The organism is Streptomyces sp. CB02414, assembly GCF_001905385.1.
Lineage (GTDB): Bacteria > Actinomycetota > Actinomycetes > Streptomycetales > Streptomycetaceae > Streptomyces.
On sequence record NZ_LIPF01000015.1, the window covers coordinates 79894 to 101754 of the forward strand.

18 protein-coding genes are annotated in these 21861 nt (G+C 73.5%); 8 read left to right on the forward strand and 10 right to left on the reverse strand.

Going from position 1 to position 21861, the window contains the following annotated elements; all coding sequences use genetic code 11:
- Positions 1–30: 30 nt before the first annotated feature.
- The 3 genes from AMK11_RS35120 (at position 31) to AMK11_RS35135 (ending at position 4368) form a co-directional block, all read left to right on the forward strand.
- A complete protein-coding gene (locus AMK11_RS35120) occupies positions 31–1326 on the forward strand; it encodes an MFS transporter (protein WP_073732188.1) in 1296 nt (431 codons plus the stop codon).
- A 34-nt stretch (positions 1327–1360) separates the two neighbouring features.
- Positions 1361–3070: an aldehyde dehydrogenase family protein gene (locus AMK11_RS35125; RefSeq protein WP_073732189.1), complete on the forward strand. Its 1710-nt coding sequence runs from the start codon at positions 1361–1363 to the stop codon at positions 3068–3070.
- Between the two features lie 428 nt (positions 3071–3498).
- Positions 3499–4368: a hypothetical protein gene (locus AMK11_RS35135; RefSeq protein ID WP_073732216.1), complete on the forward strand. Its 870-nt coding sequence runs from the start codon at positions 3499–3501 to the stop codon at positions 4366–4368.
- Positions 4369–4435: 67 nt separating this feature from the next.
- Here the strand turns inward: AMK11_RS35135 and AMK11_RS35140 are convergent, their stop codons facing one another.
- Positions 4436–4879 carry a DUF6299 family protein gene (locus tag AMK11_RS35140; protein WP_073732191.1) on the reverse strand — a complete coding sequence of 148 codons (444 nt, stop codon included), beginning with the start codon at positions 4877–4879 and terminating at the stop codon, positions 4436–4438.
- Positions 4880–5369: 490 nt separating this feature from the next.
- On the opposite strand from AMK11_RS35140, the gene AMK11_RS35145 reads away from it, so the two are divergent.
- Positions 5370–5579 carry a DUF5999 family protein gene (locus AMK11_RS35145; RefSeq protein WP_073732192.1) on the forward strand — a complete coding sequence of 70 codons (210 nt, stop codon included), beginning with the start codon at positions 5370–5372 and terminating at the stop codon, positions 5577–5579.
- A 22-nt stretch (positions 5580–5601) separates the two neighbouring features.
- Here AMK11_RS35145 and AMK11_RS35150 read toward each other — a convergent pair whose 3' ends face one another.
- Genes AMK11_RS35150 through AMK11_RS35160 form a run of 3 tightly spaced genes read right to left on the reverse strand, consistent with a single transcriptional unit; the run spans position 5602 to position 8072 of the window.
- Positions 5602–6429, reverse strand: coding sequence for an alpha/beta fold hydrolase (locus AMK11_RS35150; protein WP_073732193.1), 828 nt, complete (start codon positions 6427–6429; stop codon positions 5602–5604).
- A gap of 27 nt (positions 6430–6456) precedes the next feature.
- Positions 6457–6855 (reverse strand): RidA family protein, encoded by a 399-nt coding sequence (locus AMK11_RS35155; RefSeq protein ID WP_073732194.1) that lies wholly within the window; start codon positions 6853–6855, stop codon positions 6457–6459.
- The gene (locus AMK11_RS35160; protein WP_073732195.1) at positions 6852–8072 is read right to left on the reverse strand and encodes an acyl-CoA dehydrogenase family protein; all 1221 of its coding nucleotides are present in this window, start codon (positions 8070–8072) and stop codon (positions 6852–6854) included. Before AMK11_RS35160 ends, AMK11_RS35155 begins: the two co-directional genes overlap by 4 nt.
- A 161-nt stretch (positions 8073–8233) precedes the next feature.
- On the opposite strand from AMK11_RS35160, the gene AMK11_RS35165 reads away from it, so the two are divergent.
- The 3 genes from AMK11_RS35165 (at position 8234) to AMK11_RS35175 (ending at position 11733) form a co-directional block, all read left to right on the forward strand.
- A complete protein-coding gene (locus AMK11_RS35165; protein ID WP_073732196.1) occupies positions 8234–9901 on the forward strand; it encodes an AMP-binding protein in 1668 nt (555 codons plus the stop codon).
- 15 nt (positions 9902–9916) lie between these two features.
- Complete coding sequence (locus AMK11_RS35170) at positions 9917–10756, forward strand: PaaX family transcriptional regulator (RefSeq protein ID WP_073732197.1); 840 nt, start codon at positions 9917–9919, stop codon at positions 10754–10756.
- 83 nt (positions 10757–10839) lie between these two features.
- Positions 10840–11733, forward strand: a complete 894-nt coding sequence (locus tag AMK11_RS35175) for a sulfotransferase family protein (protein ID WP_073732198.1) — start codon at positions 10840–10842, stop codon at positions 11731–11733.
- Here the strand turns inward: AMK11_RS35175 and AMK11_RS35180 are convergent.
- Both AMK11_RS35180 and AMK11_RS35185 read right to left on the reverse strand, forming a co-directional pair.
- Positions 11721–14126, reverse strand: a complete 2406-nt coding sequence (locus AMK11_RS35180; RefSeq protein ID WP_073732199.1) for a bifunctional salicylyl-CoA 5-hydroxylase/oxidoreductase — start codon at positions 14124–14126, stop codon at positions 11721–11723. The two genes, AMK11_RS35175 and AMK11_RS35180, sit on opposite strands and share 13 nt — an antisense overlap.
- A gap of 3 nt (positions 14127–14129) precedes the next feature.
- Entirely contained in the window at positions 14130–14957 is an 828-nt protein-coding gene (locus tag AMK11_RS35185) for an enoyl-CoA hydratase family protein (protein WP_073732200.1), read from the reverse strand.
- Positions 14958–15139: 182 nt separating this feature from the next.
- On the opposite strand from AMK11_RS35185, the gene AMK11_RS35190 reads away from it, so the two are divergent.
- The gene (locus AMK11_RS35190) at positions 15140–15580 is read left to right on the forward strand and encodes an ATP-binding protein (RefSeq protein ID WP_198941541.1); all 441 of its coding nucleotides are present in this window, start codon (positions 15140–15142) and stop codon (positions 15578–15580) included.
- On the opposite strand, the gene AMK11_RS35195 is transcribed toward AMK11_RS35190, so the two are convergent.
- From AMK11_RS35195 to AMK11_RS38900, 4 genes are all read right to left on the reverse strand, one after another.
- Positions 15537–16985, reverse strand: a complete 1449-nt coding sequence (locus AMK11_RS35195) for an amino acid permease (RefSeq protein WP_073732201.1) — start codon at positions 16983–16985, stop codon at positions 15537–15539. The genes AMK11_RS35190 and AMK11_RS35195 overlap by 44 nt on opposite strands.
- 106 nt (positions 16986–17091) lie before the next feature.
- Complete coding sequence (argF, locus tag AMK11_RS35200) at positions 17092–18099, reverse strand: ornithine carbamoyltransferase (RefSeq protein WP_073732202.1); 1008 nt, start codon at positions 18097–18099, stop codon at positions 17092–17094.
- Positions 18100–18160: 61 nt separating this feature from the next.
- Positions 18161–19384 carry an arginine deiminase gene (locus tag AMK11_RS35205; RefSeq protein WP_073732203.1) on the reverse strand — a complete coding sequence of 408 codons (1224 nt, stop codon included), beginning with the start codon at positions 19382–19384 and terminating at the stop codon, positions 18161–18163.
- A gap of 59 nt (positions 19385–19443) precedes the next feature.
- A complete protein-coding gene (locus AMK11_RS38900; protein WP_241847158.1) occupies positions 19444–21834 on the reverse strand; it encodes an aKG-HExxH-type peptide beta-hydroxylase in 2391 nt (796 codons plus the stop codon).
- Between the last annotated feature and the right edge of the window lie 27 nt (positions 21835–21861).

The window sequence follows — 21861 nt, forward strand, 5'->3', positions numbered from 1 at the left end:
CGGCCCTCCCTCTCTTCCCCAGGAGCCCCCATGACCGCGGTACCCACAGTGCCCCAGCACCCCACGGGGACCACCGAGGCCACCGGCAGCGGCCGGCGTGCCTGGACGGTGACCGTGCTGCTCGTGGTTTTCATGATGGTCAACTTCGCGGACAAGTCCGTCCTCGGCCTCGCCGCCGACGAGATCCGCGCCGATCTCCATCTGAGCGCCACCCAGTTCGGTCTCGCCAACAGCGCGTTCTTCCTGCTCTTCTCCGTGGCCGCGGTCGTGGTCGGGCTCGCCGCCGACCGGATGTCGCCGAAACTGCTGATCCTGGTGATGGCCGTCCTGTGGTCCGTGGCCCAGGTACCCGCGGCGATCGGCGGCGGCCTCGCCGTGCTGGTCGCCTCGCGGGTCTTCCTGGGCGCGGCGGAGGGCCCCGCCTTCCCCGTCGCCCAACAGGCCACGCTGGCCTGGTTCCCCGACCACCGGCGCAACCTGCCCGGCGCCCTGATCACCCTCGGCGTCACGCTCGGCGTGATCGTCTCGGCGCCCGGCCTGTCGTGGGTGATCCAGCACCACGGGTGGCGGGCCGCGCTGTGGGTGCTCGTCGCCGTGGGGGCCGTGTGGGCCGCGGCCTGGGCCGTTCTCGGCGCGGACGGCCGGCACCGGACCGTCACGGCCGCGGCCGCCCGGCCCGAGAAGGTGCGGGCGGCCGTGCCGTACCGGAGGATCTTCGCCAGCCGCACCTGGATCGGCGCCACCCTCGCGTACTTCACCAGCTACTGGACCGTGGCCCTGATGCTGGTCTGGCTGCCCTCCTACCTGCGGGGCGGCCTCGGCTACTCGGCCCACACGGCCGGCACCGTCGTCGTCGCGCCGTGGACGATCGGCGCCGTTGTGCTCCTCGCGCAGGCGGGCGTCACCGGCCGGCTGATGCGGCGCGGCGTCGGCAGCCGCCGCGCCCGGGGCTGGGTGGGCGGCTGGCTCCTCGCCCTCGGCGCCGCCTGCTGCCTGGCGCTGCCGCTCGCCGACAGCACGACCGCGAAGACCGTGCTGGTCGCGCTCGGCTTCGGCTTCGGCGGCTCGTACGCCACGATCGCCGCGACCACCGTCGCCGAACTGGCCCCGTCGTCCCGCGAGGGCGGCGCCCTGGGCACCATGAACGCGGTGGTGACGGCGGCCGGTCTCGCCGCGCCCGCCCTCGTCGGGGCGCTCGTCGACGCCCAGGGCACCGACGGCTACCAGAGCGCGGTCCTGCTGTCCGGGCTGCTCCTCGCCGTGGGCGCCGCCGCTTCCTTCGTACTCGTCGACCCGGCGCGGGACACAGCCCGGCTGACCCGCTGACGCCACCCTCTCCCCGCCCCTTGAGGAGTTCCCCTTGACCACCGCACCCTCACTCGACACCGCGCCCCTCGACCAGGCCGTCGCCGACCTGCGCGAGCACGCGGCCTCCTGGACCGCGACGCCGCTCGCCGAGCGGATCGGCCTGCTGGAGCGGATGCTCCCCCGCATCGGCGACGGGGCGCCCGCCATGGTCGCCGAGTCGGCCCGCACCAAGGGCTACGACGCCTCGTCCGACCGGTCCGCCGAGGACTGGGTCACCGCGCCCTGGGCGCTGGCGCAGACCGTGGGCGCGTATCTGCACGTGCTGCGCCGACTGGCCGCCGGGCACGGTCCGGTGCCCGCAAAGGCCGTCCGCACGCGCGACGGCCGCACCGTCGTCGACGTCTTCCCCGCCACGACCGCCGACCGCCTCCTGCTGAGCGGTTTCACCGCCGAGGTGTGGTCCTTGCCCGGCACGACGCGCGAGCAGGTCCTGGCCCGCGCCGCGGGCGAGTACCGCGGCCGGCCCGGCGAACCGGCCGTCGCGCTGGTGCTCGGCGCCGGTAACGTCCCGGCGATCACCCCGCTCGACGTCCTGCACAAGTTGTACGCGGACGGCCAGGTCGTCCTCGCCAAGATGAACCCGGTCAACTCCTGTCTGCGTCCGCACTTCGAGAAGGTGTTCACCGATTTCGTGGAGCGCGGCTGGGTCCGCTTCGTCGACGGGGGCGCCGCCGAGGGGGCGTACCTCACCGCTCACGACGACGTCGACACCATCCACGTCACCGGCAGCGAGCGCACGCACGACGCCATCGTGTGGGGCACCGGCGAGCGGGGCGAGGAGCGCCGGCGCGCGGACACCCCGCTCAACGACAAGCCGTTCACCAGCGAACTGGGCGGCGTCAGCCCCTGCATCGTGACGCCGGGCCCGTGGAGCGCCGCGGACTTCCGCTTCCAGGCCGAGCACATCGTCACCAGCAAGCTGAACAACTCCGGCCACAACTGCGTCGCCACCCAGATCCTGCTTCTGCCCCGCCACTGGGACGGCACCGAGCGGCTGCTCGCCGAGATCCGCCGGGTCCTCGGCACGCTTCCGCGGCGCCGTGCCCACTACCCCGGCGCCGCCGACCGCCTCGCCGCCGTGACCCGCGCGCACCCGGAGGCCGAGACCTACGGCGACGACAGCACCGTCCTGGTCCCGGACATCGCCGACGCGGAGGACCCGATGCTCACCCACGAGGTGTTCGCCGGCGCCCTGGGCGTGGTCCGCCTGCCGGGCGAGGACGTGACCGGCTTCCTGCGCGCGGCCACCGAGTTCGCCAACGACAGGCTGCCCGGCACCCTCGGCGCCACGCTCCTCGTCCACCCCCGCACCGAGCGCACCCACCGCGCCGCCGTGGACGAGGCCGTCGCCGCGCTGCGCTACGGCACGCTGGGCGTCAACTGCTGGTCGGCGTTTGGCTTCCTGCTCGGCTACACCCCGTGGGGGGCCTTCCCCGGCCATGACCGCCGGGACATCGGCAGCGGCGTCGGCTTCGTGCACAACGCGTATCTGCTTCAGGACGTGGAGAAGACCGTGCTGCGCGCCCCGTTCGCACCCGCGCCGCGCGGCCTGTTCACCGGCGCACCGTCACTGTCGCCACGCCCTCCGTACTACGTCACCAACCGCACGGGACGTACGACGATGGCACGGCTCACCGCGTACGCCACGGACCCCAGGCCCACCCGGATGCCCGGCATCTTCGCATCGGCCCTGCGCGGCTGAGCCGGAGGACGACGTACTCGTCGACGACGCGGGTGTCATGGCGGATTCGCGTGCCCGCATTCCGGCTTTTCGTACAGCGATACTTTCGATGTGGTGTGAATTCTGGATTGGGTAAGTATCGCAGAATTCGTTCACTCGACTGCCGCGCATCCGACGGACAAGGCAGACGTTAATTCGGATATGACCAAGGAAAACGGGGAATTGGTGACGCTTGGCCCATACACCTACCGGCCCGGCAGAAACCACTGGCCGTCACCGAGCGACGGAACTCTGACCAGAGGCGGACTCCCCGTCCCGCTCCGGGTGACGGAGCCCGTGCTGCGGCGTTTCCTGGACGTCATGGCAGACCTCGAGGCCGGCTTCGCCGAGCGTTGGGGGCGATCCCAGGGGGCCCTGACGTACACCCGGGCGGAGTGATCCGGGACGTCATGCACGAGGAACAGTTCCAGCATCACTTGTCCTACGGCGAGGGCCGATTCCGCTCCACGGGAACCGGACGGCACCGCGCCCCCGAACAGGCCTTCCAGGAAACCCTCGTCCCGCCGGAACCCGGCTGGGACCCCGCCGAAGAACTCGCCTTCCTGCTCCAGGACGCGATGGAGCAGCAGCCCCCCTCGCCGCACGCCCCGGACGCGTCGGCCCTGGCCCCCGCGCCCGGTACACCGCTGAGCAACCTGCAGGAGATCACGGCCGAGCTGCCGCCGTTGCGGGAGACACCCACGAGTCATCGCAGGATCCGCAGAAGGGTGAGCCGGCTGCGCGCCGCGAGCCTGTTCGTGGCGGCGCTCGCCGCGGTCATCGCGGCCTCGGTGAGCCTGTTCGGCGGCATGGTGGCCTACGAGCCCCTGCGCCTGGCAGCCGTGACCCGCACCCGCGGCAGCGTCGTGTCCTGGTGGCCGCTGCTGGTCTACGGGCCCTGGCTGGTGGCGTCGCTGGCCGTGCTGCGGTCCGCGCTGCACCAGCGCCGCGCGGTCCATTCCTGGGCGGTGGTCCTGCTGTTCTCGGCCATCGCGATGCTGCTGTGCGTCGCCCAGGCACCCAGAACGCTCAGCGACGCGGCGGCCGCCGCCCTGCCGGGGCTGGCCTCGCTGGTCTGCTTCCAGCAGATCGTTCGGCAGATCACGCTGACCCGCCCGCCCCGGCGGGCGGTGGCGCCGCGCCACCGGCAACGCGACGCGTCCGGGCCGGGCGCCGGGACGGCCGGTCCGGCGTCCCCGGACCCGGTGGCCCTGCCGCAGCAGCGGCAGAATCCCCCGCGCTCGCCGCGGCCCGGCGCCGAGACGAGGAAGCGCCCCTGACCACAGCCGACCGCCGATGCCGCGGGCCCCCGCACCGACGTGATGCGGGGGCCCGCGGTGTCGGGGCTCAGCCCTGGACCAGGGTCACGTCCTGGCCGTGGCGCGCGTGGAAGCTGGGGAGCGGCACGATGCCCATGGGGCGCAGCTCCATCAGGGTGGCTTCGACGTGGGCCGCGCCGGGCCTCAGGGCGACCGAGTCGGGAGTGCCCGTGTTGACCCAACGGTGCTCCAGTCCGTCGCAGACCGCGCGGGTGCCGCCGACGCCGTACCGGACCGACGGGTCGCTCTGGCTGACCGTGGAGCTGACGTAGACGGGGCCGGTGCCTGCGGTGCAGCGGTAGGTGCCGGAGAGGGTGACGGTGCCGTCCGCGGCGATGCGGCCGGTCGGGTCGACCGTCACCGACTCCGTGACGTGGCGGGCGTCGTGCGGGGCCGCCGTGGCGGCGGGGGCGGCCAGCAGGAACAGGGCGGCGCCGGCGGCCGTGGCGAGGGCCGCGGATCGTACGGGCATGGGGGACCTCCCGGTCGGGTGGGAATGGGGGTTCCACTGGTACCGGGCGGACGGGCCGACGGGGGTGACCGTCACCCCTTCGGTGGCGAGTCCCGTCCGGCCTCGCACGGTGGCTAGGGCCTGTCCGGCGGATCATGCCGCAGACGCGGAGTCCGGCACGCCCATCTGCGGCGTTGTCGTCGGTTGCCGACTCCCCCACGCTCGGCTTCGCTCGCGCGGGGGGACCCCCATCGCGTCGACGCCCTCCTCCGCCTTGCAGCTGGACGCACCAGACTCCGCTCACCTGCACTGATCAGTCGCCGCACCTTTCCTGCGACCTGATCCGCCGGACAGGCCCTAGTCCGCTCCGGCCGTCGTGGAACGGTCGCCGGGTTGTCCGGGTGTTGTCACGCTTGCCGGCCGGGTCTTGGCGACGACTCGGCGCCGGGCGCACGGTCTGTACATGCGACGGTCCCGACGACGGGACGGTCTCCCGATGTGGAGGTGCGCCATGTGTACCCACCGGTCCTCCTGCCCCGCCGCCGGCTCCCCCGCCGCGCGACCGGCGTCCGCGCACGTCGTCGCCGCCCACCCCGAGCAGGGGTGGAGCCTGTTGTGCGACGGCACGATCGTCTTCGACGACACCGGCGAGCTGCGGCCCGACGGCCGGGTGGTCGGGCCGCGCCGGGTACCGTCCGGGCGGCTGGCGATCGCGGCCTGACCGGTCCCGCCCGGGGCGGCGCTCAGGGCTTCTCGGCGATGAACTCCCGCAGCAGTGAGGCGAGCAGTTCCGGCTGGTCCTCGGCGACGAGTGTCCGGGTGTCCTCGATCTCCACGAGCCGTCCCCGCGGGAGCAGTTCGGCCAGCCGTCGGCCGTGGGCGCGGGGCATCATCAGGTCCTCGGTCGCCCAGACCACGAGCGCGGGCCGCTCGAAGCGCCGCAACCCCTGGGCGGCCGCCAGCAGTTCGTCACGGCGCACGTGCGTGTTGTAGTGCCGGAAGTCGCGCCGGATCGCGGGGTCGGTGCGCAGCGGGCGCAGCCAGCCGTCGACGATCGCGTCCGGCACGGGCCGCTTGGTGAGCGCGCCGATGCCGACGGGGAGCCGGCGCAGCGGCTTCAGCCCGAGCACGCGGACCAGCAGGGACACGCCGCCCGGCACCCGGCAGACGGCGCCGATCATCTTCCCGGGCAGTCCCGGCGGATAGTTGTCGAAGGCCTCGCACGCGACGAGGACCAGCCGCGCCAGGCGTTCCGGGTGCCGGGCCGCCACCGTCTGGGCCCGTCCGCAGTCGTTCTCGACCAGGGTGACGTCCCTCAGGTCGAGGCGGTCGAGGAACTCGGCGATCAGCTCGTTGACCAGGTCCGGCGTGGGCGGCCGGGACATGGGCCTGCGGTGGGCGCCGTAGGGCAGGGTCGGGGCGACGACCCGGTGGTCGGTGCGCAGGTCGGCGATCACCTTGCGCCAGACGGTCGCGTCGTGGACGAGGCCGTGGAGGAGGACGACGACCGGGCCGTCGCCGCCGGTGTCCTCGTACTCGATGGTTCCCGCGGTCAGTTCGATGTCCGGCATGCCGGAACTCTAGGGTCTGGGGGCCGTCTAGGGCAGTACGGCGAATCCGTCGAGTTCCACCAACGCCCGCTCGTCCCACAGGCGTACGACCTCCACGACCGCCATCGCCGGGTAGTCGCGGCCGGCCAGCTCGCGCCAGGTGCGGCCGAGTTCGGCGGCGTGGGTGCGGTAGGCGGCGACGTCCGTGGCGTAGACGGTGACGCGGGCGAGGTCGGCGGGGGTGCCGCCGGCGGCTCGCAGGGCGGTGAGGAGGTTGGTGAGGGCCTGCTCGAACTGGTCGGGGAGGGTGTCACCGGTGACCTTGCCGTCGGTGTCGAGGGCGGTCTGGCCGGCCAGGAACACGACGCGGGTGCCGGTGGCGACGACGGCGTGGGAGAAGCCGGTGGGAGGGGAGAGTTCGGGCGGGTTCAGCCGTTCGGCGGTCAACTTCCGGCCTCCTCGGTCGTCGCGTCCAGGGTGCGGTACAGCTCCTTGGCGATGATGCCGCGCTGCACCTCGCTCGCGCCCTCGTAGACGCGCGGGGCGCGCACCTCCCGGTAGAGGTGTTCGAGGAGGTGGCCGCGGCGCAGGGCGCGGGCGCCGTGCAACTGGACGGCGCGGTCGACGACGTACTGGGCGGTCTCGGTGGCGAGGAGCTTCGCCATCGCGGAGCGGCGCGGGACGTCCGGCGCGCCCTCGTCGTACGCGGTGGCCGCCGCGTACACCATCAGGCGGGCCGCCTCGGTGCGCAGGGCCATCTCGGCGGTCTGGTGGGCGACGGTCTGCAGGTCGCGCAGTCTGCCGCCGAAGGCCTCGCGGGCGGTGGTGTGCGCGAGGGTGGCGTCGAGGGCGGCCTGTGCCATGCCGACGGCGAAGGCGCCGACGCTGGGGCGGAACAGGTTGAGGGTGCCCATGGCGACCCGGAAGCCGCGGTCGGGCTCGCCGAGGACGTCGTCGGCGGTGACGGGGACGGCGTCGAAGGAGAGGGCGCCGATGGGGTGCGGGGAGAGCATGTCGAGGGGGGTGCCGGTGAGGCCGGGACGGTCGGCGGGCACGAGGAAGGCGGTGACTCCGCGGGCGCCGGCGCCGGGGGTGGTGCGGGCGAAGACGGTGTAGAAGTCGGCCTCGGGGGCGTTGGAGATCCAGCATTTCTCGCCGGTGAGCCGCCAGGCGGAGGGGCCGTCGCGGTGGGCGGCGAGAGGGGTGGGTACGGGAGAGGGCTGGGCGCCGGGCCCCCCGGCGCCCGCCCGGTCCGTGTCCGGTGCCGCCGCGAGGGTCAGCGCCGCCGCGTCCGAGCCGGCGTCGGGCTCGCTGAGGGCGAAGGCGGCGACCGCGCTGCCGTCACTCACCCGGGGGAGCCAGCGGGTGCGCTGGGCCTCGGTGCCGTGGGCGTGGACGGGGTGGGCGCCGAGTCCCTGGAGGGCGAGGGCGGTCTCGGCCTCCGTGCAGGCGTGGGCCAGGGACTCGCGCATCAGACAGAGGTCGAGGGCGCCCGAGGTGAACAGGCGGGGCAGCAGCCCGAGGGTGCCGAGTTCGGCGAGGAGGGCGCGGTTCACGCGGCCCGGCTCGCCCTTCTCGGCCAGCGGGCGCAGCCGTTCGGCGGCCAGGGCGCGCAACTCGGCACACCAGGCGAGTTGTGCCGGTTCGAGCGAGAATGCGGTCATCGACGGTCCCTTCCCCTGCCACGTCCCCCGCTACGACCCGCGCCGCGTCCCGGCCTCCCGTGCGCCGGGCCACACCCGAGGTTATCGCGCACCGTTGACTGTCGTCACCAACACGATACGCTCGTTGCGCGAGCCCACCACGACAAAGGGGGCGAACCGCCATGGCGCAGACGCACCGCGCGGAGCCGCACCGCTCCGGCCACGTCGACACCTTCGCGCGCGAACACCTGCCGCCCCCGGACCAGTGGCCCGAGCTCCGCTTCGACCTGCCGGAGCTGCGCTACCCCGCCCGGCTGAACTGCGCGGCCGAGCTGCTCACCGGCCCGCCCGACGACCGCCCGGTCTTCCGCACCGCGTCCGGGGACGACTGGACGTACGGGCGGCTGCGGGACCGGGTCGACCGGCTCGCCCACCTCCTCACCGGCGACCTCGGGGTCGTCCCGGGCAACCGGGTGCTGCTGCGCGGCCCCACCACCCCGTGGCTGGCGGCCTGCTGGCTGGCGGTGCTGAAGGCGGGCGCGGTGGCGGTCACCGTGCTGGCCCAGCAGCGCCCGCACGAGCTGCGCGCGATCTGCGAGATCGCCCGGGTGCGCCACGCGCTGTGCGACGTACGGTCCGTCGACGACCTCGCCAAGGCGGAGGTGCCGGGGCTGCGGATCACGACGTACGGCGGTGACGCGCCCGACGACCTGCTGACCCGCGCGGAGGCCGGCACGGAAGCCGGCGGGGAGGCCGGCGCGGCGCCCGGTACGCCGTACCCGGCCGCGGACACGGCGGCCGACGACGTGGCGCTGATCGCGTTCACCTCCGGCACCACCGGCCGGCCCAAGGGCTGCATGCACTTCCACCGCGACGTGCTGGCGATCGCCGACACCTTCTCCGCGCACGTGCTCCGACCGCGCCCGGACGACGTCTTCGCGGGCAGCCCGCCGCTCGGTTTCACCTTCGGTCTCGGCGGGCTGGTGATCTTCCCGATGCGCGCGGGGGCGAGCGCGCTGCTGCTCGAACAGGCGGGCCCCCGGCAGCTGTTGCCCGCCGTCGCCGAGCACCGGGTGTCGGTGCTGTTCACCGCGCCGACGGCGTACCGCGCGATGCTCGACGAGCTGGACGCGTACGACGTCACCAGCCTCAGGCGCTGTGTCTCGGCGGGCGAGAACCTGCCCGCGGCCACCTGGCGGGCCTGGCACGAACGCACCGGACTGCGCGTCATCAACGGCATCGGCGCCACCGAGCTGCTGCACATCTTCGTCTCCGCGGCCGACGGCGACATCAGGCCCGGCACGACCGGCGTCCCGGTGCCGGGGTGGCACGCGCGCGTGCAGGACGAGTCCGGGGTGCCGGTGCCCGACGGGGAGCCGGGGCTGCTGGCGGTGCGGGGGCCGGTGGGCTGCCGCTACCTGGCCGATCCGCGGCAGCGGGAGTACGTGCGCGACGGGTGGAACATCACCGGGGACACCTATGTGCGGGAGCCCGACGGGTACTTCCGGTACGTGGCCCGTGCCGACGACATGATCATCTCCGCCGGGTACAACATCGCCGGGCCGGAGGTGGAGGACGCCCTGCTGCGCCACCCGGACGTGGTGGAGGCGGCGGTGGTGGGCCGGCCCGACGCGCACCGCGGGCAGGTCGTGGTCGCCCACGCGGTGCTGCGGGAGGGCGCCGAGCGGGACGCCGACGCGCTGCGCGCCTTCCTCAGGGCGGAGCTCGCGCCGTACAAGTGCCCGCGCGAGATCCACTTCCCGGACGCGCTGCCGCGCACGGCGACCGGGAAGCTCCAGCGCTACCGGCTGCTCCCGCCGCCCGACCGTCCCCGGGGCGACCAGGCGTGATGACGACAACCTAAGATGATCAACGTGTCCGAGCAGCACGCGCAGCACGCCCCTAGGTCCCTGATCGTCACGCTCTACGGCGCGTACGGCCGCTTCGCGCCGGGCCCGGTGCCCGTCGCCGAGCTGATCCGGCTGCTGGCCGCGGTCGGGGTGGACGCCCCCTCCGTACGCTCGTCGGTGTCCCGGCTGAAACGGCGCGGACTGCTGATGCCCGCCCGCACGTCCGAGGGTGCGGCCGGTTACGAACTCTCCCCGGAGGCCCGGCAGCTGCTGGACGACGGGGACCGTCGCATCTACGCCACGGCGCCCTACGACGACCAGGGCTGGGTGCTCGCGGTGTTCTCGGTGCCGGAGTCGCAGCGGCAGAAGCGGCACGTGCTGCGCTCCCGCCTGGCGGGGCTGGGCTTCGGCACCGCGGCCCCCGGCGTCTGGATCGCTCCCGCCCGCCTGTACGGGGAGACCCGGCACACGCTGGGCCGCCTCGGCCTGGAGCCCTACGTGGACTTCTTCCGCGGTGAGCACCTGGGTTTCACGCCGACCGCCGACGCGGTGGCCCGCTGGTGGGACCTGGCCGCGGTCGCCAAGGAGCACGAGGCGTTCCTCGACCGCCACGCGCGCGTGCTGCGCGACTGGGAGCGCCGGGCCGACACCCCGCCCGAGGAGGCGTACCGCGACTACCTCCTCGCGCTGGACTCCTGGCGCCACCTGCCCTACGCCGACCCGGGCCTGCCCGCCCGGCTGCTGCCCGAGGGATGGCCGGGCACGCGCTCGGCGGCCGTCTTCCACGCGCTGCACGAGCGGCTGCGCGACGCGGGGGCGGTCTACGCCGCGCTCGACACCCCACCCCCTCAGTGACTCCCATCACATTTTGTGATGATCATGGAACCCTCAGCCTTCTCAGGCCCTCTTCTCAGGTTCGTCACCTACCGTGCGGACGCATGAGTCTCGCACGTAACTTGAACCGGGCCCTCACCGTCACCACCGGCCTCCAGGTACGGAGAGCTCCCCACAGAGCGAAGGGGAAGAAGGCGTCCGCCGCGCCGGAACCCGCCCAGCGGCCCACGCCCGCCTACCGGTGCCCGCCGACCGGGGAGCTGGCGACCGAGCGGCTGCTGCGGCGGCCCGTCTTCATCATCTCCTCCATCCGCTCCGGCTCCACCCTGCTGCGCATGATGCTGGGCGCCCACCCCCGACTGCACGCCCCGCACGAGCTGCACCTCGGCCGGATGGAGGTCGACTGCACCAACTGGTTCTCCCAGCGCGCGATGAGCACCCTCGGCCTGGAGCGCGGCGACCTGGAGCACCTGCTGTGGGACCGCGTGATGCACCGGGAGCTGACCAGGTCCGGCAAGGACTTCGTCGTGGAGAAGACCCCCGCCAACGTCTACATGTTCCAGCGGCTGAAGGACTGCTGGCCCGACGCGCGCTTCGTCTTCCTGCTGCGCCACCCCGAGTCGATCGCCCGCTCCTGGCACGAGAGCGACCCCGTCAAGCGGCCGTACGACAAGGCCGTCGGCGACGTGCTGCCCTACGTGAACGCCGTCGAGGAGGCCCGCACCGCCGACTCCGACGGCTTCACCGTCCGCTACGAGGACATCACCGACGCCCCCGAGCGGGAGATGCGCCGCCTGTGCGCGTTCCTCGGCGTCGACTACGACCCGGCCATGCTCGACTACGGCCGCAAGAGCGACGGCGAGCTGGTCCGGGGCCTCGGCGACTGGCGGGACAACATCCGCACCGGCACGGTCCAGCCGGGCCGCGCGCTGCCCGCCGAGGACGAGATCGCCGGACCGCTGCGCCCGGTGAGCGCGGCCTGGGGCTACACGTCCTGACGTCCGCCGTGCAACGTGAGCCTGGGCTTGGGGGCGTCGGTGCGTCCGGTCACCGGGCGGCGACTGCCCGCCCGGTACGGGGCCGGCCATCCGACGCCCGGCCCCTCGTAACCCTGCTCGGCCGCCGCGTGCAGGGTCCAATGCGGGTCGTAGAGGTGGGGGCGGGCGAGGGCGCACAGGTCGGCGCGCCCGGCAAGGATCAGCGAGTTCACGTCGTCCCAGGAGGAGATCGCGCCGACGGCGATCACCGGGACGCCCGCCTCGTGCCGGATGCGGTCGGCGTACGGGACCTGGTACGAGCGCCCGAACTCCGGCCGCTCCTCGGCCACGACCTGCCCCGTGGACACGTCGACGGCGTCGGCGCCGTGCGCCGCGAAGGCGCGGGCGATGGCCACGGCCTCCTCGGGGCTCGTGCCGCCCTCGGCCCAGTCGGTCGCGGAGACGCGTACGGTCATGGGCCGGTCCTCGGGCCATTCGGCGCGTACGGCGTCGAAGACCTCCAGCGGGAAGCGGAGCCGTTTCTCCGGTGAGCCGCCGTAGGCGTCGGTGCGGCGGTTGGTGAGCGGGGAGAGGAAGCCGGAGAGCAGGTAGCCGTGGGCGCAGTGCAGTTCGAGGAGGTCGAACCCGGCCCGCGCGGCGCGGTGGGCGGCGGCCGTGAACTGTTCGCGGATGTCGGTGAGCTGTGCCCGGGTCAGCTCGCGCGGGACCTGGCCGCCCGGTTTGTACGGCAGCGGCGAGGGGGCCACCAGGGGCCAGTTGCCCTCGGGGAGCGGTTCGTCCATGCCCTCCCACATCAGCCGGGTCGAACCCTTGCGGCCGCTGTGCCCGAGCTGCACGCCGATCGCGGTGCCGGGCGCCTGCGCGTGCACGAAGTCCGTGATCCGCCGCCACGCCTCGGCCTGGCGTCCGGTGTAGAGACCCGCGCAACCCGGGGTGATGCGGCCCTGCTCGCTGACGCACACCATCTCGGTCATCACCAGTCCGGCGCCGCCCAGGGCCCTCGCCCCCAGGTGGACCAGGTGGAAGTCGCCGGGGACACCGTCGGTGGCCGAGTACATGTCCATCGGGGAGACGACGACCCGGTTGCGCAGGGTCAGGCCGCGCAGCCGGAACGGGGTGAACATCGGGGGCGTGCCGGGCGGGCAGCCGAACTCGCGCTCGACGGACTCGGTGAAGCGGGCGTCGCGCAGCCGCAGGTTGTCGTGGGTGACGCGACGGCTGCGGGTGAGCAGGTTGAAGGCGAAGCGGCGGGACGGCTGGTCCAGGTACCGGGGCAGGTCCTCGAACCACTCCAGGCTGGCCTTGGCCGCCCGCTGGGTGGAGGCGACGACGGGGCGCCGTTCCTCCTCGTAGGCGGCGAGGGCCTGTTCGAGAGTGGGCTGTTCCTCCAGGCAGGCGGCGAGCGCGAGGGCGTCCTCGACGGCGAGCTTGGTGCCGGAGCCGATAGAGAAGTGGGCGGTGTGGGCGGCGTCGCCGAGCAGGACGACGTTGCCGTGCGACCAGCGTTCGTTCACGACCGTGCGGAAGGTGGTCCAGGCCGACTTGTTGGACTTCAGCGGGCGGCCGCCGAGGGCGTCGGCGAAGATCTTGGCGCAGCGGGCGGTGGACTCGGCCTCGTCGAGCTCGTCGAAGCCGGCCGCCTGCCAGACCTCCTCGCGCATCTCGACGATGACGGTGGAGGCGTGGGGCGCGTAGGGGTAGCCGTGCAGCTGCATCACGCCGTGCTCGGTCTCGGCGATGTCGAAGCGGAAGGCGTCGAAGGCGAAGTCGGCGGCCAGCCAGATGTAGCGGCAGCGGTGGGTGGTGAGGCGGGGCCGGAACGCGTCGCGGTAGGCCTCGCGGGTGGTGCTGTGTACGCCGTCGGCTGCGACGACCAGGTCGTACTCCCGCGCCAGCCGGTCCGGGGACGGGGCCTCGGTGCGGAAGCGCAGGTCCACGCCGAGGGAGCGGCAGCGGTCGTGCAGGATGGTGAGGAGGCGGCGGCGGCCCAGGGCGGCGAAGCCGTGTCCTCCGGAGGTTCGGCGGGTGCCTCGGTGGGTGATGTGGATGTCGTCCCAGCGGACGAAGTCGGCCTGGAGAGCCGCGTACACCGCCGGGTCGGCGTGTTCGATGCCGCCCAGGGTCTCGTCGGAGAGGACCACGCCGAAGCCGAAGGTGTCGTCGGGGGCGTTGCGTTCCCAGACGGTGACCTCGCGGTCGGGGGCGAGGCGTTTGAGGAGGGCGGCGGTGTAGAGGCCGCCGGGGCCTCCGCCGATGATCGCGGTGCGTAGGGGGTGGCTTGTCGTCGCGGGCGCGTGCGGCGTCGTTGTGGTTGCTCGCGCCCCGCGGCGGAGCCGCATATCGACGCTGTCCCGCGCCCCTGAGGTTGGCGTGCTCCCCTGAGTTGAAGACATGCCCTACCTCCCTTGCCACTTCGGGGGGCGCTTTTCTGTGAAGGCCGCGTGGAACTCGGCGTAGTCCTCGCCGTTCATCAGGAGGGCCTGGGTCGAGGCGTCCAGTTCCACCGCTGCCGCGAGCGGCATGTCCAGCTCTGCCGTGAGGAGGGCCTTGGTCTGGGCGTGGGCGAGGGCGGGGCCGTCGGCCAGGCGGCGGGCCAGGGTCTGGGCGGCCTCGTCGGCGCGGCCCTCGTCGGTCAGCTCGCTGATCAGTCCGATCCGCTCGGCCTCCGGCGCCCGCACCGCGTCGCCGAGCATCAGCAGCCGGGTCGCGTGGCCCAGGCCCACCACTCTGGGCAGCAGGTACGCCGCGCCCATGTCGCCGCCGGAGAGGCCGACGCGGGTGAAGAGGAAGGCGAAGCGGGCGGACGGGTCGGCGACGCGGAAGTCGGCGGCGAGGGCGAGGACCGCACCCGCCCCGGCGGCGACTCCGTGCAGGGCGGCGATCACCGGGAACGGACACTCCCGTACCGCCCGCACCACCTGGCCCGTCATGCGGTTGAAGTCGAGGAGCTGGGCGGTGTCCATGGAGAGCGTGGCGCCGATGATCTCGTCGACGTCGCCGCCGGAGCAGAAGCCGCGCCCCTCCCCCGCCAGCACCAGCGCCCGCACGGACCGCTCCCGGGACAGCTCGGCGAGCAGGTCGCGCAGGTCGGCGTAGGCCTCGAAGGTGAGCGCGTTGAGCTTGTCGGGCCGGGCGAGGGTCACGGTGGCGACGCCGTCGGTGAGATCGACGCGCAGGTGCCGCCAGTCGGAGGTGGGGGCGGCGGAGCCGGTGAAGGGACTCATGACACTCGAAGTTATCACCGTTCTGTGACTGTCGTCACGGGTGCGCGATAGAGACGGCGGGCCCGTGAGCGCCGGGCCGAAGGTCCCGGGCGGTGCCCGTCGAACGGCTCTGCCGGTGGCGCCGTACCATTCATAAGGTTGAAAGCAGGACAGGACCGCCTGCTCCACGAAACGGACCCGCCGTGCACGATCACCCTTCCGCCCCCGCCTCCTGGCGCATCGCGCTGCCGCACTCCGCCGCGGCCGTGCCGGTGGCCCGTGCCCTGGTGCGTACGGCGCTGGCCGAGCGGGAGCACACGGCCGACGGCGACACGGCGGAGCTGCTGACGGCGGAGCTGGTGGCGAACGCCGTCGAGCACACCGCGGGCGGGTCGCCGATCGAGCTGGTCGTGGAGCTGATGCCGACCAGCTGCCAGGTGGAGGTCCACGACCCGGACCCGTCGCCGCCCGGTGACCTCACCCGGCCGGGCATCGAGCCGCCCGACCCCTGGCAGGAGCACGGGCGCGGTCTGCTGCTGATCCGCGCCCTCAGCTCGTCCTGCGGTCACCGGCCCACCGGGGCGGGCAAGGCGGTCTGGTTCAGGCTTCCTGCGATACCCGCTCAGCGGGGTCCCGCGGAGTGACGTCCGCGTCCGTCCGGGCCAGGCGGGAGTGCCGGCGCCCGTAGGCGGCGTACGCCAGCAGGCCCACGGCGAGGAACACCGCGAACTGGAGCCAGGTCGTCGCGCCCGTCTCGTAGATCAGGTACAGGCAGAAGCCGACGCCGAGCAGCGGCGTCACCGGGTACAGCGGCACGCGGAAGGTGCGGGCGAGGCCCGGCTCGCGGCGGCGCAGCGCGATCACGGCGACGTTGACGGCGGCCATGGTGGCCAGCGTGCCGATGGTGCAGAGGTTGACCACCGCGTCGAGCGGGGCGAAGGCCGCGGGGAGGGCGAAGAGCACGCCGACGATGAGCGTGCCGGCGACGGGGGTCGCGGTGCGCGGCGAGACCTTCTCGAAGACGCGGGGGATCAGGCCGTCCCGGGACATGGACATCAGGATGCGGGTCTGGCCGTACATGACCGCGAGCACGACCGAGGCGATGGCGACGACCGCGCCGAAGGCGACCACGCCGCCGCCGACGGTGGAGCCGGTGACCTCGTTCACGACGTAGGAGAGGGCCGCGGGCCGGTCGCCGACCTGGTCGCCGCCGACGGCGCCGATCGCGGCCACGGCGACCGCGCAGTACAGCAGGGTGACCAGGCCGATGCAGACCAGGATGGCGACGGGGATGTCCCGGCGCGGGTTCTTGGCCTCCTCGCCGGCCGTGGTGATCGCGTCGAAGCCGATGTACGAGAAGAAGGCGGCCGTGGTGCCGGCGCCGATGCCGCCGAGACCGGCCGGGGAGAACGGGCTGAGGTTGCCGTCCTTGAAGGCGTAGAAGCCGATGGCGCAGAAGGCGATCAGGACGGCCAGCTTGAGGACGGCCATCGCGGCCGTTGCGCGGGCGCTCTCCCGTACGCCGCGCACCAGGAGCACGCAGGCCAGGGCGATGACGATCACCGCGGGGAGGTTGACCGCGCCGCCGTCGCCGGGGCCGGCGGAGAGGGCGTGCGGGAGCTGGACGCCCAGGACGCTGTCGAGCAGCTCGTTGACGTACTGGCTCCAGCCGACGGCGACCGCGGAGACGGAGACGCCGTACTCCAGGAGCAGGCACCAGCCGACGAGGAAGGCGGTGCGCTCGCCGAGTCCGGCGTAGGCGAAGGAGTACGAGGAGCCGGAGACCGGGATCGCACCGCCCAGCTCGGCGAAGGCGAAGGCGGTGAAGACGCAGGTGATCGCGGCGAGGACGAAGGAGACGACGACGGCCGGGCCGGCCTCGGCGACCGAGTCGGACAGGCCGACGAAGATCCCGGTGCCGACGATCGCGCCGACGCCGAAGCAGACGAGCTGGAACAGGCCCATCGTGCGCTTCAGGCCGTGGCCTTCGCGGTCGGCGCCGGACTCGGCCACCAGGAGGTGGGGGGACTTGATGCGGGAAGCGGGCATTGCGGGTGGTGCTCGTTTCTGGTGGTGCGGGGGGCGCGACGGTGGTCGCGGCCGGCGGCACCGGAAGGGGTGGCTCCGGGACCGCCGGTCAGGATAACGGTCCTGGTCAGGCCAGCGTGGTGACGAGGACGGCCTTGATGGTGTGCAGCCGGTTCTCCGCCTCGTCGAAGACGACCGAGTGCGCGGACTCGAAGACCTCGTCCGTGACCTCCAGGGAGTCGAGGCCGTGAGCCTCGAAGATCTCCTGGCCGACCTTGGTGCCCAGGTCGTGGAAGGCGGGCAGACAGTGCAGGAACTTCACGTCCGGGTTGCCGGTGGCGCGCAGGACGTCCATGGTCACCGCGTACGGGGCGAGGGCCTTGATCCGCTCGGCCCAGACGTCCTTGGGCTCGCCCATGGAGACCCAGACGTCGGTGACGACGAAGTCGGCGCCGCGCACGCCGTCGTCCACGGTCTCGGTGAGGGTGATGCGCGCCCCGCTGGACTCGGCGAGCGCCTTCGCCCGGTCGACGACCTCCTGGGCGGGCCAGTAGGCCTTCGGGGCGACGATGCGTACGTCCATGCCGAGCAGGGCGCCGGTGACCAGGTAGGAGTTGCCCATGTTGAAGCGGGCGTCGCCGAGGTAGGCGAAGGCGATCTCGTGCAGCGGCTTGTCGCTGTGCTCGGTCATCGTGAGCACGTCGGCGAGCATCTGGGTGGGGTGCCAGTCATCGGTCAGGCCGTTGTAGACGGGGACGCCGGCGAAGGCGGCCAGCTCCTCGACCTTCTGCTGGCTGTCGCCCCGGTACTCGATCCCGTCGAACATGCGCCCCAGCACGCGCGCGGTGTCCTTCACGGACTCCTTGTGCCCGATCTGCGAGCCGGACGGGTCGAGGTACGTCGTGGACGCGCCCTGGTCGGCAGCGGCGACCTCGAACGCGCACCGGGTGCGCGTCGAGGTCTTCTCGAAGATCAGCGCGATGTTCCGGCCCTGGAGATACCGTGTCTCGGTCCCGGCCCGCTTGGCCGCCTTCAGCTCCGCGGCCAGCTCGACCAGGCCGCGGAACTCCTCCGCGGTGAAGTCGAGCTCCTTGAGGAAGTGGCGGCCGGCGAGGGCGATCGGGACTGTCGCCATGGGGTGCTCCAGAAAGTACGGGGACGGGACTCAATGGAACAGTATACGAGAGGTTGAATTCTTATACGGGCCGCCGCTCGACCGGGCAGCTCATGCAGCGCGGGCCGCCCCTGCCCCGGCCCAGTTCGCTGCCCGGGATCTCGATCACCTCGATGCCCTGTTTGCGCAGGTGGGTGTTTGTGGTGGCGTTCCGCTCGTAGGCGACGACGACGCCGGGCTCGACGGCCAGCACGTTGCAGCCGTCGTCCCACTGCTCGCGCTCGGCGGCGTGCACGTCCTGCGTCGCGGTCAGCACCCGGATCTCGTTGAGGCCGAGACCGGCGGCGATCGCGCGGTGCATGTGCTCCGGCGGGTGGTCGGTGACCTTCAGCTCCTTGTCCCCCGCGCCCGGCTCGATGGTGTAGGAGCGGAGCATGCCGAGCCCGGCGTACTGGGTGAAGGTGTCGCCGTCGACCATGGTCATCACGGTGTCCAGGTGCATGAAGGCCCGTCTCTTCGGCATGTCCAGGGCCACGATGGTGCGGGCGGAGCCCGCCGCGAACAGCTTGTGCGCGAGCATCTCGACGGCCTGGGGCGTGGTCCGCTCGCTCATGCCGATGAGGACGGCGCCGTTGCCGATGACGAGGACGTCGCCGCCCTCGATGGTGGAGGGGTAGTCGGCCTGCCCTTCGGACCAGAGGTGGAAGGTCTCGTCGCGGAAGAGGGGGTGGTGCCGGTAGATCGCCTCGAAGTGGACCGTCTCGCGCTGGCGGGCGGGCCAGCGCATGGCGTTGATGGAGACACCGTCGTAGATCCAGGCCGAGGTGTCCCGGGTGAAGAGGTGGTTGGGCAGCGGTCCGAGCAGGAAGTCGTCCAGTTCCATGGCGTGGAAGCGCACGGAGGTCGGCTCCGGGTGCGCTTCCAGGTACTCCCGCTTGGTCATGCCGCCGACCAGGGCCTCGGCGAGCTCCCGGGCGGGCAGCGTCTCGAAGGCGGCCCGGAGGTGGTCCGTGGCCAGCACTCCGTACTCCTTCTCGTCGAAGACCCGGTCCAGGACGAGCCGGCGGGCGGCCGGGACGTCCAGGGTCTCGGTGAGCAGGTCACCGAAGAGGTGCACCGCCACCCCGCGGTCGCGGAGCACGTCGGCGAACCCGTCGTGCTCGGCGCGCGCCCGGCGCACCCACAGCACGTCGTCGAAGAGGAGGGCGTCCTTGTTGCTGGGGGTGAGCCTTTTGAGCTCGAGATCCGGCCGGTGCAGTATGACGCGGGTGAGCCGCCCGGCCTCGGAGTCGACTTGGAATCCCATGACTCCATCCTGACCATTCGGGCGCCTGTTCACCCCCTGCTTGCGCAGACCCGTGCGCGTCAGGGCCCGGCGGGCCGGAGCAGCTCCGGGCGGGCGAGTGCGTGGCGGGTGCCGGGGCCCGGGTCCAGGAGCGCGCGGGCGACGATCCAGCCGGACCGTGCGTGGGGGTCGGCGGGGTCACGGGCCAGGTCCTTGGCGTAGCCGTCCAGCGCGGTGGCGGGGTCACCGGCGGCGAGGTGCTCGTCGGAGGTACGGGGGACGGCGGGGCGGGTGGCGAAGGCATGGGTGCGGGTGTCGGGCCAGAAGCCGCGGTCCGGCCGGAAGCGGAGGGTGCCGTCCGGCCCGGCAGGGGCGGCGGCGACGTTGCGCAGCCGCCACTGGGTGCGGTGCAGGGCGGCGGCCGTACGGGCGCGGGACAGGGCGGCCGGGTCGACGGGTTCGCGCAGCCAGCCGTCCAGCGTCCGGGCGAGGCCGGTGACCAGTCGGCGTCCCGGCGCGGTGAGGCGGGCACTGCTCAGCAGCGTGCGCACGACCAGCCGGCTCTGCAGCCGGCGCAGCGCGAAGTGGTAAGCGGCGGCCTCGGCGTGCGCCGGCTCGGCCAGCCGGTCCCGCCAGAAACCGGCGACTCCGGTGAAGGCGTACGCGCCGTGTAGCAGACCGGTGAGGTGGCGCGGGTCGGCGCGCCAGGGGGCGTAGTAGCGCTCCGCGCGGTCGTCGTCGAGGAGGGGGAAGAGGTGGAGGAGGGCGGCGAGCTTGCTGTGCTGGAACTCGTGGACGAGGGTCTCGGCGAGGGCGAGCGCGGACCCGGGGCGGGAGATGAGCATGGCGCCGAAGGAGTCGCCGCTGGAGGCCGAGACGGCGACGGTGGGCGCGGCGGGCGGGGTGGCGGCGGTACGTCCATAGGGCACGACGGCGCGTATCAGGGCCGGGTCGAGCCGCCCCGGGCCCTGTGCGGTGCCGCTCGCGGCGAGTATCGCGACGGCGTCGTCGAAGACCCGCTGCCACTCGGCCGCCTCCTCGGCGTCGAGCCGGGCGGGCGGCACCGGGTCGTCGAGGTCGCGGTAGGGGTCGAGGTCGTCGAGGGGGATGGCGACGGGGCCGGCGGGGGTGGGGTGAGTGAGGGTCCGGAGCGGGAGCCAGGGGTCCGTCTCGGTGGCGGGGGGTGTGGTGGCGGTGGCGGAGGACGCCGTGCCGACGGCGGGCGACGTCACTACGGAGACGGAGGACGCCGCTTTGGAAGCGGAGGGTGCCGTACCGGAGGCGGAGGACGCCGTGCCCGAGGCGGGTGACGTCGCCCCGGAGACGGAGGGTGTCGTACCGGAGGCGGGCGACGTCACTCCGGAGACGGAAGGCGCCGTGCCGAAGGCGCTGGGCGCCGCCCCGGAGACAGAAGGCGCCGCCCCGGAGACGGAGGACGCCGTGCCGGAGGCGGAGGACGCCGTGCCGAAGGCGGGCGACGTCACTCCGGAGACGGAAGGCGCCGTGCCGAAGGCGCTGGGCGCCGCCCCGGAGACAGAAGGCGCCGCCCCGGAGGCGGAGGGTGTCGTGCTGGTGGACGAGCCCTCGGTGGTGGACGCTGGTGCGGTCGGGCGGGTGCGGGAGGAGTCCTGGGGGCCGTCCGGCCCGGCCGGGGAAGGTTCTGTCGGGCGGGCGGCGGGAGTGCCGCCCTCGACGGGCGGAGGCACCGAGGAACCGGCTACGCGCAAGCCCCCAGGGTCCTCAGGCCCGTCCGGGGCGGCCCCGGACGGGCCGACACCGGAGAAGCCCCGGGAGCCGCCCGACCCGGTGGAGGGGGCAGGTGGACAAGCTCGGGAAGCACCGTCCGCGATGTCCGGTCCGGCGGGAGGGGACGTCGGCGGGGTCTTCGCCGGAGCGGTTCTGGGGTGGCATGTCACCGATGGCCGGGGGCCGTGGTCCAGAGGGCCGGTGAGGGTCAGTTCGCCCGTCCTCGTCGTGGTGGCCCGGGCGACGGTCGGGCCCGGCGGTGCGTCCGGGAGGCGGAGCAGGCCCAGGCCCGGCAGGTGCAGGCCGCCGTCAACCAGCGGGACCGTCAGCTCCGTCTCCGCGCCGGCGTGCAGTGCCGCGGTGACCGCCAGGACGTTCAGCCGGCCGGCCTCGGCCCACAGCGGCGGCCCGGTCGCGGTGCCGTGCACCCGGCGCAGCATGTGGGCGATCCAGCCGCCGGTGGTCGGCGCGAGCAGTAGCCCGTCGACGGCCTCGGGGGCCCGCCCGGCGGCCAGCTTGAACACCTCCCAGGCCTCCGCGACCGGGGTCAGAGGCGTCGGCAGTGGGGCGAGCCGGTCCAGCAGCGTCCGCAGCAGGAGCAGCCGCCGGGCCCGTTCGCCGCGCTCCAGGAAGGCGACGGCCTCCGTGGAACCGCCTCCGGCGGCCAGTTCCGCGAAGAGCCGGTCCGGTACGCGGAACGGGGCGGGGCGCGGCTCGCTGGTCATGGGCGGGAACCTCCGGGTCGGGGCGGG

Excerpts from the sequence above, each read along its gene's own strand:
- AMK11_RS35120 (WP_073732188.1), top strand. The coding sequence starts at position 31 with ATGACCGCGGTACCCACAGTGCCCCAGCACCCCACGGGGACCACCGAG.
- AMK11_RS35135 (WP_073732216.1), top strand. The coding sequence starts at position 3,499 with ATGCACGAGGAACAGTTCCAGCATCACTTGTCCTACGGCGAGGGCCGA.
- AMK11_RS35140 (WP_073732191.1), bottom strand. The coding sequence starts at position 4,879 with ATGCCCGTACGATCCGCGGCCCTCGCCACGGCCGCCGGCGCCGCCCTG.
- AMK11_RS35145 (WP_073732192.1), top strand. The coding sequence starts at position 5,370 with ATGTGTACCCACCGGTCCTCCTGCCCCGCCGCCGGCTCCCCCGCCGCG.
- AMK11_RS35150 (WP_073732193.1), bottom strand. The coding sequence starts at position 6,429 with ATGCCGGACATCGAACTGACCGCGGGAACCATCGAGTACGAGGACACC.
- AMK11_RS35160 (WP_073732195.1), bottom strand. The coding sequence starts at position 8,072 with ATGACCGCATTCTCGCTCGAACCGGCACAACTCGCCTGGTGTGCCGAG.
- AMK11_RS35165 (WP_073732196.1), top strand. The coding sequence starts at position 8,234 with ATGGCGCAGACGCACCGCGCGGAGCCGCACCGCTCCGGCCACGTCGAC.
- AMK11_RS35170 (WP_073732197.1), top strand. The coding sequence starts at position 9,917 with ATGATCAACGTGTCCGAGCAGCACGCGCAGCACGCCCCTAGGTCCCTG.
- AMK11_RS35175 (WP_073732198.1), top strand. The coding sequence starts at position 10,840 with ATGAGTCTCGCACGTAACTTGAACCGGGCCCTCACCGTCACCACCGGC.
- AMK11_RS35180 (WP_073732199.1), bottom strand. The coding sequence starts at position 14,126 with ATGTCTTCAACTCAGGGGAGCACGCCAACCTCAGGGGCGCGGGACAGC.
- AMK11_RS35185 (WP_073732200.1), bottom strand. The coding sequence starts at position 14,957 with ATGAGTCCCTTCACCGGCTCCGCCGCCCCCACCTCCGACTGGCGGCAC.
- AMK11_RS35195 (WP_073732201.1), bottom strand. The coding sequence starts at position 16,985 with ATGCCCGCTTCCCGCATCAAGTCCCCCCACCTCCTGGTGGCCGAGTCC.
- argF (WP_073732202.1), bottom strand. The coding sequence starts at position 18,099 with ATGGCGACAGTCCCGATCGCCCTCGCCGGCCGCCACTTCCTCAAGGAG.
- AMK11_RS35205 (WP_073732203.1), bottom strand. The coding sequence starts at position 19,384 with ATGGGATTCCAAGTCGACTCCGAGGCCGGGCGGCTCACCCGCGTCATA.
- AMK11_RS38900 (WP_241847158.1), bottom strand. The coding sequence starts at position 21,834 with ATGACCAGCGAGCCGCGCCCCGCCCCGTTCCGCGTACCGGACCGGCTC.